Below are 12,861 nucleotides of genomic sequence, written 5' to 3'. Positions count from 1 at the left end.
CCTCAAGGCGAAAGTAGGTAGCCGCTGCGGTAGGCTTCGGCGCCCGCAACGTGGGCGATGACCATGCCGGCAGTGGCCATGCGTCGCAGCGAGCGTGCATACAGCAGGCCCGCGGCGGTGCAATGAATGGGGGTGACGCGATCGTGGATCGGGTCGATGATTTCGGCGATCTGCTGACCGGCCTCCAGGTACTGCCCGGCAGTGGCGGTGTACACCAGCAGGCCACCGACCGGGGTGGTCACCGGCTCGACGCCGGCCAACGGCGTGGCAGGGTAGGGCAAGGACGGCTGCGGCTTGGTTTCGCCGACGATCGCATCGAACTGGATCAGATAGTCGATCAGCGCCTGGCAGTCGCGGCTGGCCAGCGGATGAGTGACGTCACCCTGACCGCGCAACTCGACGGTGACCGAGAAACTGCCCAGCGGAATCTCGAAGTGTTCGCCGAAGCGTTCCTTCAGTTGCCACCAGAGCAGGGTGAAGCATTCGTCGAAGGACTGACCGCCAGAGTCAGTAGCGAGCAGGCTCGCCTGGGCACCGATGTAACGCGCCAGCGGCTCGACCTGCGGCCAGGCTTCGGGCGTGGTGTAAAGGTGCACCACCGATTCAAAGTCGCAGTGCAAGTCGAGCACCATGTCGGCGTCGCAGGCCAGCCGTTGCAGAGTCAGGCGCTGGGATTGCAGTTGCGTGCTAGCGGTCTGGCGTGCGAGGGCGGCGCGCAGGCTGGCGCGGATCAGTTCGAGGTTGTGTTGCGGGTCGTCGCTGAGCTGGCCTTCGATGGCGTTGCCGATTTCCTCGCTGAGGTCGACGAACCGGCGGTTGAAGTTCTGCCCGCTCTCCAGCTCGTAGCGACCCAGCGGCACGTCCATCAGTACTTGCTCGAGGCCGACCGGATTGGCCACTGGCACCAGCACGATTTCGCTGCGCAGGCGGCCGGCGGCTTCCAGCTCGGCCAGCCGTTGCTTGAGGTGCCAGGCCACCAGCATGCCGGGCAGTTCGTCGGCATGCAGCGAGGACTGGATGTACACCTTGCCCTTGGCCTGCTCCGGGCCGAAGTGAAAGCTGTGAATCTGTCGAGCGGTCCCCGGCAGCGGGGCCAGCAAGTCATGAATCAGGTGGCGCATGGTTTATCTCTTTAGTTCCTGAGCTGGGCCTAGTGCGTCGGCCCGAGGAAGGCCAGCCAGCGCCGTTCGGCGAGACGGAACAGGCCGACCAGCGCAAAGGTGATGGTCAGGTAGATCAGCGCGGCAATGCCGAACGACTGAAAAGTCAGGAACGTTGCCGAGTTGGCGTCCCGCGCGACTTTGAGGATGTCGGGAATGGTCGCGGTGAAGGCCACGGTGGTCGAGTGCAGCATCAGGATCACTTCGTTGCTGTAATACGGCAACGACCGGCGCAGCGCCGATGGCATGATCACATACGCATACAGCTTCCAGCCGGTCAGGCCGTAAGCCTTGGCCGCTTCGACTTCGCCGTGGTTCATGCTGCGAATCGCCCCGGCGAAAATCTCCGTGGTGTAGGCGCAGGTATTCAAGGCAAAGGCGAGGATCGTGCAGTTCATCGCATCGCGAAAGAAACTGTCGAGCAGCGGTTGTTCACGCACCGCCGCCAGACTGTAGATCCCGGTGTAGCAGATCAGCAGCTGGATATACAGCGGCGTGCCCCGGAACAGATAGGTGTAGAACTGCACCGGCCAGCGAATGTAGAAGTGCGGCGAGACGCGGGCAATCGACAGCGGAATCGAGACGATGAAGCCGATGCAGATCGAGGCGGTCAGCAGCCACATCGTCATCGCCAGCCCGGTGATGTTCTGGCCGTCGGTATACAGGAAGGCGCGCCAGTATTCCTGGAGGAGTTCGATCATCGCACGGCCTCCCGCGCACCGGCCGCGTAGCGACGCTCGAGCCAGCGCAGAATGAAGTTGGACGCACTGGTGATCAGCAGATAGATCAACGCGGCAAGGACCAGGAAGTAGAACAGTTGATAGGTGCTTTTACCGGCATCTTGCGCGGCTTTGACCAGGTCGGCGAGGCCGATGATCGACACCAGCGCGGTGGCCTTGAGCATGACCATCCAGTTATTGCCGATGCCCGGCAGGGCGAAACGCATCATTTGCGGAAACACCACGAAGCGAAAGCGCTGACCGCGTTTCAGGCCATAGGCGGTGGCCGCTTCGACCTGACCGCGCGGCACTGCGAGGATCGCGCCACGGAAGGTTTCGGTGAAATACGCGCCATAAATGAAGCCCAGGGTCAGTACGCCGGCGCTGAACGGGTCGATCTCGATGTATTCCCATTCCATGTAGTCGGTTAGCGACGTCAGCCAGGTTTGCAGGCTGTAGAAGATCAGCAGCATCAGCACCAGGTCCGGCACGCCGCGGATCAGCGTGGTGTAGAGCTGGGCGGGCAGGCGCAGCAGTTTGACTTTCGACAGTTTGGCACTGGCGCCGAGCAGGCCGAGCAACACGGCCACCAGCAGCGACATCGCCGATAACTTGATGGTCATCCAGGTGCCTGCCAGCAGCAACGGGCCGAAGCCCTGCAGACTGAAGGAGGCCAGCCCCAGATTTTGCAGAAGGGTTTCAAACATAAATCAGCAACCTGAACGGATGGAAAAGGCGCCCATCAATGATGGGCGCCGGGGCATTATTTGCCGCTGTACAGATTCAGATCGCCAAAGTGTTTCTTTTGAATCTCGGCGTATTTGCCGTCGTCGTGTAACGCTTTGATACCTTTATCCAAAAGCGCTTTCAGCTCAGTGTTACCTTTCTTGATACCGACAGCCGTTTTCGCTGGCAGCAGTTCGCTGTCGACCGGCTGGCTGATTTCATATTCGGCGCCTTTAGGCGACTTCAAAAAGCCCAGTTCGGCTTGCAGCATGTCCTGGATACCGGCGTCGAGACGACCGGAAGTCAGGTCGGAGTAAACCTGATCCTGGTTCTGATAGGCCTGGGTTTTTACCCCAGCCTTGTCCAGCACGGCTTTGGCGTAGGCTTCCTGAATGGTGCCTTGCTCGTAACCGACGGTTTTGCCCTTCAGCGACGCTACGTCAGCGGTGATGCCCGAGCCTTTCTTGAACACGTAAGCGGTCGGGCCGGAAAACAGCTCGCTGGAGAAGTCGATGACTTTCTCGCGCGCCGGGGTCACGGTCATCGACGAGATCACACCGTCGAACTTGTTGGCCTTGAGGCCCGGAATCATGCCGTCGAAATCGCTTTCGACCCACTTGCACTTGACCTTCAGTTCGGCGCAGATCGCGTTACCCAGATCGATATCGAAGCCCACCAGGCTGCCATCGGCCGCTTTCGACTCGAACGGTGCGTACGAAGGGTCAACGCCAAAGCGCAGCTCTTTGTATTCCTTGGCCAGCGCGGAGCCGGCGGCCATGCACAACGCCAGTGCAGAAAGGGTCAGCAATGCTTTTTTCATTATTCAATCCCTAAGAACCAATATGAGCGCTTGTGGCGCAGAATTATTGTTACTGCAACGCTTACGACCTATAGAAAGTAGCAATTTCCGAACCAGAGTGCCGAACAGGTGTTTTAAAAGATTGAGACACGAGGGCGAGCACGCGGTTGGTGCGTGCGCTGGGCTGGGTCTGGATTCTTGCACAGTTTTGGGGCTTTGCACTGCTCGGCGCTCGACTGCTCACCTTGATCGTTCCCACGCTCTGCGTGGTAACGCAGCCCGGGACGCTCTGCGTCCCTTCCAAAACCGAACGCGGAGCGTCCGTTGAGGCATTCCCACGCAGAGCGTGGGAACGATCACCGCGATGACCGCGATCACCGGGGCGGGGCCAGGATCAGGCCAGCAGATCTTGCAAGGTAGCGAGGCTGTCAGCCTCTTCGACGGTTTTATCCTTGCGCCAACGCAGCATGCGCGGGAAGCGCACGGCAATTCCGCTCTTGTGTCGCCGTGACAGGGCGATGCCTTCGAAACCCAGTTCGAACACCAGGCTGGGTTTGACGCTGCTGACCGGGCCGAACTTCTCCACCGTGGTCTTGCGCACGATGCTGTCGACCTGGCGCATCTCCTCATCGGTCAGCCCTGAATAGGCCTTGGCAAACGGCACCAGCGAACGTTGGCTCGACTCCGGCGGACCGTCCCACACGGCGAAGGTGTAGTCGCTGTACAGGCTGGCGCGGCGACCGTGACCGCGTTGTGCGTAGATCAACACCGCATCGACGCTGAACGGGTCGACTTTCCATTTCCACCACACGCCCATGTCCTTGGTCCGTCCGACGCCATACAGCGCGTCGCGTGCCTTGAGCATCATGCCCTCGACTCCGAGGCGCCGCGAGGCCTCGCGTTGTTGGGCAAGATCGGCCCAGTCGCCGCCGGTCAGCACCGGCGACGGCAACAGCACCGGACTGTTGCAGCGCGCGATCACGGCTTCCAGTTGTTCGCGGCGTCTGGCCTGGGTCTGGTTGCGCCAGTCTTCGCCCTGCCATTCCAGCAGGTCGTAGGCCAGCACCACCACCGGCACGTCTTCGAGAATTTTCTTGTCGAGGGTCTTGCGGCCGATGCGTTGTTGCAGCAGAGCGAAGGGTTGAACCGCCGGCGGCGCCGTGGACTGCGGATTGAAGGCGTCTTCGGTGCTCGGATGGGTGCTTTTCCAGACAACGATTTCACCGTCGATGACCGTGCCATCCGGTAATCCATGCACCAGCACGTCAAGTTCGGGAAACCGTTCGGTAACCAGTTCCTCACCCCGCGACCACACCCACAAACGGCCGTCACGCTTGACCACTTGCGCACGAATGCCATCCCACTTCCATTCCACCTGCCAGTCGCTGACCGGGCCGAGCAATGCGTCGAACTGATCGACCGGTTGCGACAAGGCGTGGGCGAGGAAGAACGGGTAGGGCTGACCGCCGCGTTGGGCATGTTCGTCAGCCGATTCGGCGGCGATCAGTTTCAGATAACTGGCGGCGCTCGGCCGGTTGGACAGGTCGGTGTAGCCGACCAGTCGCTGCGCGACACGTTTACTGTCGAGCCCGGCCATCGATGCCAGCGCGCGGGTGACCAGCAGTTTCGACACGCCGACGCGGAAGCTGCCGGTGATCAGTTTGATGCACAGCATCAGGCTCGCGCGATCGAGTTGCACCCACAGTGCCGGCAGTTGCCGCGCCAGATAATCCGGGGTTTCGCCGCGCAGCGGCAGCAGTTTGTCTTCGATCCACTCAGCGAGACCGGCCTCGGAGCTGTGCGGGTTTTCCGGCAACACCAAGGATATGGTTTCCGCCAGATCGCCGACCGCCTGATAGCTCTCCTCGAACAGCCACGGTTCCAGACCGGAGACCTCGACCGCCAACTCGCGCAGGATTTTTACCGGGACCAGTTGCCGGGGCCGGCCGCCGGAAAGAAAGTACACCGCCCACGCCGCATCCTGGGGTTCGGCCTGGGCGAAGTAGGCCTGCATGGCCGTCAGTTTGGCGTTGCTTGAGGTGGTTGCGTCGAGTTCGGCGTACAGCTCGGCGAACGCTTTCATGTCGGCACCTCGGCGAGGGCGGGCTCGCTGGCGCTGCTTTCTTCTTCATCATCGCCGTACTCGGTGCTGAAGCCTTGCGCATCCAGACCTTTTTCACGCAGGTGGCGCACCAATACGCCGATCGAACCGTGAGTGACCATCACCCGTTCTGCGCCGGTCTGTTCGATGGCCCACAGCAGGCCCGGCCAGTCGGCGTGGTCGGAAAGGACGAAGCCGCGATCGACGCCACGCCGCCGCCGGGTACCGCGCAAACGCATCCAGCCACTGGCGAAACCGTCACTGAATTCACCGAAACGGCGCATCCACGTACTGCCACCGGCCGAAGGCGGGGCGATGACCAGTGCCTGGCGCATGATCGGGTCGCTTTTCTTTATGTCTCCGGCGTAGAGGGTTGGTGGCAAATACACGCCGGCTTCGCGATAGACCCGGTTCAGCGGCTCGACTGCGCCGTGGCTGAGGATCGGCCCGAGGCTGGCGTCGATGCCGTGCAGAATTCGCTGAGCCTTGCCGAATGAATAACAGAGCAACACGCTGGCTTTGCCGGAGGCGATGTTGGCGGCCCACCATTGATTGATCTCGGCAAATATCTGCGCTTGTGGCTGCCAGCGGTAGATCGGCAGGCCGAAGGTCGATTCGGTGATGAACGTGTGGCAACGCACCGGTTCGAACGGCGCGCAGGTGCCGTCCGGTTCGACCTTGTAGTCGCCCGACGCGACCCAGACTTCGCCACCGTATTCCAGGCGCACCTGCGCTGAACCGAGCACATGGCCGGCCGGGTGAAAACTCAAGGTGACACCGTGGTGCGTCAGGCGCTGGCCGTAGGGCAGGGTCTGCAGGTTGATGTCTTGCCCCAGTCGTGCACGGAGAATCCCTTCGCTGGCGCTGCTGGACAGGTAATGCTGATTGCCCGTGCGCGCATGGTCGCCGTGGGCATGGGTGATGACCGAACGTTGGACCGGGCGCCACGGATCGATATAGAAATCTCCGGCGGGGCAATAGAGACCTTCGGGTCGGGCGATAACAAGATCCATGTCGTGACCGGAATGGGGGGCTTGTTAGTTATGAGGCGGGCGTGAGGCTGGAAGTTCGATCGGTTTTGCCGCGCTACCCTCACCCCAGCCCTCTCCCAGAGGGAGAGGGGGCCGAGCGAAGTGTCTGACGAGGTATATCGACCTGATGGACCGAGCTGAATATGGGACTGACCTCGCCCGGAAGCCGATCCACTCTGATCGTTCCCACGCTCTGCGTGGGAACGCAGCCCGGGACGCTCCGCGTCCCCTCCAGAGCCGAACGCGGAGCGTCCGTTGAGGCATTCCCACGCGGAGCGTGGGAACGATCAGTGCCGGTTTCGGCAAAATGAAATCCATGCCGGATTCAGCCTCGCTCGATCAGGTCGGCGAATTTCTCAAGCATCCCCCAATCAGTCCCCTCTCCCTTTGGCAGAGGGCTAGGGTGAGGGGCTCTTGATCCGTGGCCTATTTCCCGGGTGTCAGAGTCAGTCGGGTCTTGCCATACACCCGGTCAAAATTCTGCGGCTGCATCGGCAAGCCGATGTACTGCCCCTTCAGCCACGCATCGATGCCGTTGAGGTAATTCGGGCTGAGCGGATTGCCCGACTGCCCGGTACCGTTCTGCCCCATCAGCGGTTCCGCCTGGCCGAAGTCGACGATGAAACGCATCGAGGGTGCTCGCGTGGTCGCAAAATCCTGCCCCCAGGCGAACGCCGCCGTGTTCAGCGTCGTGTGATCGCCACCTGCCGCCAGCGGCCCGCGCACGGTCTGGCCGTTGGCATTGCTCCACTGATAGCTGTGCAATTTGCCCCACTGCCAGGCGCGGTGATCGCCGCCCAACTGACTGTCGCCCGCACTGATCGCAGCGGCGAGGCTGCGAGCGAGAATCTGCGCCTTGTCTTCTTTTTGCGGCGTACGCACGTCATCCCAGAACGGGCTGTCCTCGCGACCGAGCAAATGGTCGGCCTGCGCTGCGTAGGATGTGTCACCGTTGGCGATAAACGCTTTCCACGCCGGGCTCGATTGCGGACCCAGTTCGTCGAGGAAGATCTGCTTCATGCTTTCCTGCAGGAACAATTCATACAGCGCCGCATCCGCCGAGGTCGGGCTGAGCTTGCCGTCGAACGCCATCAGTCGCGTAAAGGCTTCGCGGGCCTTGCTGCGCTCGGCTTCCGGCAGGGCGTCAATCGCCTGCTTCAGCGGTTGTTTCATGCCCGGCGCTTCAAAGACCTTCTTCAGCTTGGTGGCAAAAGTCGTGGTCTGGTCGTACTGCATGGCGATCACGCTGCGACTGTCGTGCTTTGCGCTGCCGGGCAGTTCCGCCAGGCGCTCGCCGCGCTCCGGCGCCGCCCAGGATTTCGATAACTGCATGCCGTAACCGTCGGGGATCACGCGCTGGTTGGCGGTGCCGAGCCAGCCTTGCGCCGGATCCTGATCGTAGGGGTGCAGCATCGGGTCGGCGTAACCGTCCCAGTCATACCGACCTTCCCAGCCCGGCGAGGGCAGCAGGCCTTCGCCTTCACGGCGGTTGGGGAAGCGTCCGGTGACCTGCCAGCCAATGTTGCTCGCATCGGCGAACACCAGATTGGTGGTGATAGCACGGATTTCGCGGCTGGCGTCGGAAGCACGTTCGACGGTTTGCGCGCGGGTCAGGTCAAAAAACGCGTCCAGCGATTTATCGTCGGTGAAGCTCGGGGTTTGCAAGGCCAGGCCGAAACCGCTGCCTTGCGCCGCCGCTTGAGCGCTGTTGAGCAGCGCGCCGTGACGGGTTTCATACACCGCTTCGCGAATCGGTCGCTGGCCTTTGACGAAATAGGTTTCGTTGCGCATGCCCAGTGGCTGCCATTTGCCGTTGACCTCGTAGGTCAGGCTGCTGCCCTGGCGGCGGATTTTTTCCAGGAACAGGTCCTGATTGTCGCCGAGCACGCTGGTCATGCTCCAAGCGACTTTGCCGTTGAAACCGCCCAGCACCATCGGCAAACCGGCGATGGTCACCCCGGCCGCCTGATATTTCGGCGCGCGGATCTGCACGAAGCTCCACAGCGACGGCGCCATCAGCGGCCCGTGGGCGTCGCTGGCCAGCAGGCTCTTGCCGCTGCGACTGCGTTGCGGGGCGATCGCCCAGTTGTTCGCCGACGTCGCACCGAGCAGGTTCAGCGCCGACAGTTGCTGGCTGGCGTTGCTCAATTCGCTCAGCCCGGGAATCTGCCCGTTTAGCTTGAGACCTTGCAGCTTGTCGGCCTCGGCCAACGGCAGGTTTTCATCCGGCGCGGAGGGCGTCAGCCAGGCGAGTTTGTCGCTGGTGACGGTTTGTGCGAGCACCAGCGACTGGATTTCTTCCGGCAGGTTGGCCGACTGACTGAAATTCAGCAGGGCGAAGATCAGCGCCGAATCTTCCGGTTTCCAGTATTCAGGCTTGTAGCCGCTGGCGGCGAGATCGCCCGGCAGCTTGTCGGCGTAGCGGAACAGGTAGGCGTTGACGCCCCGCGCATAGACTTCGAAGAAGCGTTTGAGGCGTGGCGACGAAGCCTTGTACAACTCGCCAGCGCTCTTCTTCAGGTTGACCGCCCGCATGTAGCGGTCGGCATCGAGCAGCGAGGCCCCGGACATTTCCGCCAGACGGCCCTGCGCCAGCAGACGCAAGGTGACCATCTGGTTGATGCGGTCGCTGGCGTGCACGTAGCCAAGGCTGAACAGCGCATCGTGGAAGGTGTTGCTTTCGATCAACGGCATGCCCATGGCGTTGCGGCGTACCGAAACGTTCTGCGCCAGGCCCTTGAGTGGCTGCACGCCGGAGGCCGGTGGCAGGCTGTCTTGCGCGTTCCAGGTCTGGCAACCGGACAGGCCCAGGACACCGGCCACTGCTGCGGCAACGCCGAACCGGGGAAGAAAATGTGTAAGGGCTGGCGAGGCCATGGGCGAAGCTCCTGGAGGGACAAAGGCTGGGGGCGCAATAAAGGCGCTACGTTAGTGAGCAGGCGAGGGCCGCGCAAGCGGGGTGAGCGGTTATTTCTTCAGTGGTAGGCGGTCAGTCGACGCGTTTGCAGTTGCCTGACGCGAAGCGGTGATGGTGAACTGAGGAAAACCGATCAAACCTCGTGAGAAAAATCGCCATGGAGCGCAAGGGCAACGCTGCATTGATCATCATTGATCAACAAAAAGGCATTCTGCATCTGCGTCTCGGGCGCAGAAATAACCCGCAGGCAGAAGAACGGATGCTTGATCTGTTGGTGCTATGGCGCCGGACCGCGCGCCCGGTGATCCATGTCCAGCATCTGTCGCGCTCGCCGGATTCGGTGTTCTCGCCGGAGCAGGAGGGTGTTGAGTTTCAGTCACGATTTGTGCAGCAGCAGGGCGAGTGGCTGGTTCAGAAGCAGGTGCCGGATGCGTTTTCTGCCACTGGACTGGAGGCACGATTGCGCGGGGCGGGGATTGGGCAACTGGTGATTGTCGGCGTGGCCACTCACAACTCGGTGGAATCAACCGCGCGCACCGCTGGCAATCTGGGGTTCGACGCGTGGGTGGTGGAAGACGGGTGTTTTACTTTCGACAAGGCCGATTATTTCGGCACACCGCGTACGGCTGAGGAGGTGCACGGGATGTCGCTGGGGAATTTGCACGGGGAGTATGCGACGGTTGTCAGCAGTGCCCGGGTTCTGGCGGCTGGCTGAATGTCTCTATTGGAGATGCCGGCGTCATCGCCAGCAGGCTGGCTCCCACAGGGGACCGTGTTCTTCCGGATGGAATGCATTCCAAATATGGGAGCTTGCCTGCAAGCGATGGCTTTCTTTCAGGCGCTGGTTTTTTTTTGGTTGCGGTGTACATATCCGTTGCTGCGGTAACGACCGCTTAGGGTTCCGCTTTTACAGCGGGTCACCTTTTTCAAACGCCAAAAAGGTAACCGAAAAGGCTTGCTCCTGCGTTCGGCCCTCGCAGGCTCGGGTTCCTTCGCTCCGGGATCGATCCGGGCGCAGCGGCTACGGTTTGCTGCGCTGCACCTCCTTCCGCTGTGTCTGGCTGCGCCAGACGGTCGCTGCGCTCCCACGCCCGGATCAATCCCTGCGCTCAGCCTTCCGACGTCGCCGGTGGATCAAAAGCAAGATCAAGAGCACTCGAGCTAACGCTCATTGTTGAGTGGTTAGAAGCGGGTGGTTGGCTTGGTATTTGGGTTGGATTCGCCCCTCACCCCAGCCCTCTCCCGAGGGAGAGGGAGTCGATTTTGGTTGGATTCGAAATTCGCATTCGACTCGGTATCTCAGATTTGCGTATCTAGCCCAACCACCACGGTCAGTCCCCTCTCCCTCCGGGAGAGGGCTAGGGTGAGGGGCTTTTGATTTTCAGGCTCCGAAGCCTTCGACATCGCCGGTGATCTAGATCAACAGCAGGCGAGCTGACACTCGGCCTGAGAAAGCGGCGGTTTTTTGTGGGAGCTTGCCTGCAAGCCATGGCGGTGGATCAGGCGACAACCCTGCTGGATGTGCCTGCTTCTTCGCGAGCAGGCTCGCTCCCCCAGTGGACCGCATTGCAATTGAATAACGCGGGCAAAGGTGGGAGCGAGCCTGCTCGCGATGGCGATCTAACGGGCGAAGAGATGCTTCGCCCGGCGTATCAGGCGCCGTGGCACTTCTTGAATTTCTTGCCGTTGCCGCATGGGCACGGGTCGTTGCGGCCGACGTCTTTCAGGGCGTTGCGCACCGGTTCCTGGTGGGCGTGGCCGCAGTTCGGGCCGTGCACGTGGCCGTGGTCATGCTCGTGATGATGGTCGTGATCGTGGTTGCAGTCAGGGCCGTGGACATGGGGTTGCTGGGTCATCGGTGTTGCTCCGGAATTAAATCGGCGGGGATTATCACGCCATTGCGCTTCAGGTGCACGTAGTGGGCGATGAATAAACCGGTTTCCATTTCGCCCTCCAAGCGATAAGGAATCTGCTGATCGGATTTTTTCAGCATTTTCACCACGTCCTTGACCTTCGGCCACAGGTTGGTGCGGATCGGCACCTTGAAATATGCACTGTGTTTCGGTCCGACGCTGAACCAATGCTCGTGTTCACCCTCAACCAGCAGCATGTCAGCCAGATGGATACGGTATTCCAGACCGCGCACGGTCAGTTCGCTGTCGTTGGGGTTGTCGACGCGAAAGTGCAGGATGAATTTCTGCTCGAGCAGTTTCGCCCGCACCACTTCGACTTTCACCAGATGCACGGCGGGGTCGACGCTGTCGTCGCCGAACCACGACGCGCAACCGCCGAGGTTCAGCACCAGCATCAGAAGCAGCCATTGCAGTGTGTGACGTTGACCGAGCATCGAGCAGAACTCCCTTTGACCCTCAGTCTAGTCGCCGACCGGTCTACGCGCCGAAATACCCCGAGCAGCACTTCTTGAACTTCTGCCCGCTGCCACACAGGCAATTGTCATTGCGCCCCAGCTTCATCGGCACGGTCGGGTCGATGAAATACCAGCGGTCGCCGTTCTGCACGAACGAGGAGCGCTCGCGATGACTGTGCTCGCCCTGGTCGTCGTGCCAGCGTGCAGTGAAGGTGACGAAGGCGTGTTCCGGCTGGCCGCCAAAGACTTCCGAGCTTTCCACTTCCAGACCGAGCCAGGTGCTCTGCGCGCTCCAGTCGCGGATCGCCTGCTGATTCAGCCCTGCTTGCTGAGCGGGCAGGGTGGTCGCCACCAGATAATCGATGAGCCCCAGCACATAAGCGCTGTAGCGCGAACGCATCAGCGCTTCGGCGCACGGTGCCGGGTGGCCTTCGTGATAATGGCCGCAGCAGGCCTCCAGCAGATTGCCGCTGCCGCAAGGGCAAATGGCTGTACTCATTGCATTACCACCAGTATTTCCCGAAGTTTTCCGGATTGGCCCAGAATCGCGAATTGAGCCAGTCGGGGACTTGTTTGTAGTCAAGCAGATCGTAGGTGAACAGGGTCAGCACCTGATCGTCGCGCTGGAAACGTTCGCTGGCTTGCAGCGCCAGCGAATAGAAGTCGGTTTCCTGCCAGCCGCTGGCGCTCAGGTCCGCCAATACTGCGATGCGGCTGGCGTTCAGGTTACGGATGCCGCCCAACAGGTTCAGGCCGTCCCGCTTGGGCAAATGTTCCAGGCAATCGACGACCAGCGCCAGATCAAAGCGTTGCGCCGCCAGTTCGGCGGGCAATGTACCGGGTGCCGCATGGGCAACGACGGTATCCGGATGCGCCTCTTTGAAAGCGTTCAAAGCCGGAAACTCGCTGGCGCCGATCAGCAGCAGGCGCGCCGGCGCGTAGCGATCCAGCAAGGCAGCCAATGCCTGTTGCGGCGTGCGGGAAGAAATGGCGACGTTCATCAATGCTCCTCAATCAGACCGCCAAGACTAGCCTGCCTG

The 12,861-nt window shown here is 61.4% G+C and carries 12 protein-coding genes; 1 reads left to right on the top strand and 11 read right to left on the bottom strand.

The window, feature by feature from the left end:
* Window positions 1–2: 2 nt before the first annotated feature.
* From J3P93_RS21355 to J3P93_RS21325, 7 genes are all read right to left on the bottom strand, one after another.
* The gene (locus tag J3P93_RS21355; RefSeq protein WP_434591625.1) at window positions 3–1,121 is read right to left on the bottom strand and encodes a succinylglutamate desuccinylase/aspartoacylase family protein; all 1,119 of its coding nucleotides are present in this window, start codon (window positions 1,119–1,121) and stop codon (window positions 3–5) included.
* A 29-nt stretch (window positions 1,122–1,150) separates the two neighbouring features.
* The gene (locus tag J3P93_RS21350; protein ID WP_090282093.1) at window positions 1,151–1,861 is read right to left on the bottom strand and encodes an ABC transporter permease; all 711 of its coding nucleotides are present in this window, start codon (window positions 1,859–1,861) and stop codon (window positions 1,151–1,153) included.
* Window positions 1,858–2,586, bottom strand: a complete 729-nt coding sequence (locus J3P93_RS21345) for an ABC transporter permease (RefSeq protein WP_090282094.1) — start codon at window positions 2,584–2,586, stop codon at window positions 1,858–1,860. The genes J3P93_RS21350 and J3P93_RS21345 overlap by 4 nt, the downstream gene beginning before the upstream one ends.
* A gap of 56 nt (window positions 2,587–2,642) precedes the next feature.
* Window positions 2,643–3,425 carry a transporter substrate-binding domain-containing protein gene (locus J3P93_RS21340; protein WP_217864204.1) on the bottom strand — a complete coding sequence of 261 codons (783 nt, stop codon included), beginning with the start codon at window positions 3,423–3,425 and terminating at the stop codon, window positions 2,643–2,645.
* Window positions 3,426–3,798: 373 nt separating this feature from the next.
* Window positions 3,799–5,487, bottom strand: coding sequence for an ATP-dependent DNA ligase (locus J3P93_RS21335; RefSeq protein ID WP_434591620.1), 1,689 nt, complete (start codon window positions 5,485–5,487; stop codon window positions 3,799–3,801).
* Window positions 5,484–6,518 (bottom strand): ligase-associated DNA damage response exonuclease, encoded by a 1,035-nt coding sequence (locus J3P93_RS21330; protein ID WP_434591617.1) that lies wholly within the window; start codon window positions 6,516–6,518, stop codon window positions 5,484–5,486. The genes J3P93_RS21335 and J3P93_RS21330 overlap by 4 nt, the downstream gene beginning before the upstream one ends.
* A 444-nt stretch (window positions 6,519–6,962) precedes the next feature.
* Window positions 6,963–9,413 (bottom strand): penicillin acylase family protein, encoded by a 2,451-nt coding sequence (locus J3P93_RS21325; protein ID WP_434591614.1) that lies wholly within the window; start codon window positions 9,411–9,413, stop codon window positions 6,963–6,965.
* Window positions 9,414–9,610: 197 nt separating this feature from the next.
* On the opposite strand from J3P93_RS21325, the gene J3P93_RS21320 reads away from it, so the two are divergent.
* A complete protein-coding gene (locus J3P93_RS21320; protein WP_434591611.1) occupies window positions 9,611–10,168 on the top strand; it encodes a cysteine hydrolase family protein in 558 nt (185 codons plus the stop codon).
* Between the two features lie 937 nt (window positions 10,169–11,105).
* Here J3P93_RS21320 and J3P93_RS21315 read toward each other — a convergent pair.
* From J3P93_RS21315 to J3P93_RS21300, 4 genes are read right to left on the bottom strand one after another with little or no spacing between them, the layout of a single operon-like run.
* Window positions 11,106–11,309 (bottom strand): SEC-C metal-binding domain-containing protein, encoded by a 204-nt coding sequence (locus J3P93_RS21315; protein WP_034154967.1) that lies wholly within the window; start codon window positions 11,307–11,309, stop codon window positions 11,106–11,108.
* Entirely contained in the window at window positions 11,306–11,800 is a 495-nt protein-coding gene (locus J3P93_RS21310) for an LEA type 2 family protein (protein ID WP_434591607.1), read from the bottom strand. Before J3P93_RS21310 ends, J3P93_RS21315 begins: the two co-directional genes overlap by 4 nt.
* A 43-nt stretch (window positions 11,801–11,843) precedes the next feature.
* Window positions 11,844–12,320: a YchJ family protein gene (locus J3P93_RS21305; RefSeq protein WP_434591604.1), complete on the bottom strand. Its 477-nt coding sequence runs from the start codon at window positions 12,318–12,320 to the stop codon at window positions 11,844–11,846.
* A 4-nt stretch (window positions 12,321–12,324) separates the two neighbouring features.
* On the bottom strand, window positions 12,325–12,822 hold the full coding sequence (locus J3P93_RS21300) for a DUF6231 family protein (protein WP_434591601.1): 498 nt from the start codon (window positions 12,820–12,822) through the stop codon (window positions 12,325–12,327).
* Window positions 12,823–12,861 lie beyond the last annotated feature (39 nt).

Source organism: Pseudomonas sp. R3-57, from assembly GCF_051132065.1.
Taxonomy (GTDB): domain Bacteria; phylum Pseudomonadota; class Gammaproteobacteria; order Pseudomonadales; family Pseudomonadaceae; genus Aquipseudomonas.
The sequence above is the reverse complement of the archived record's forward strand: the minus strand, read 5'-3'. Positions and strand labels throughout refer to the sequence as shown.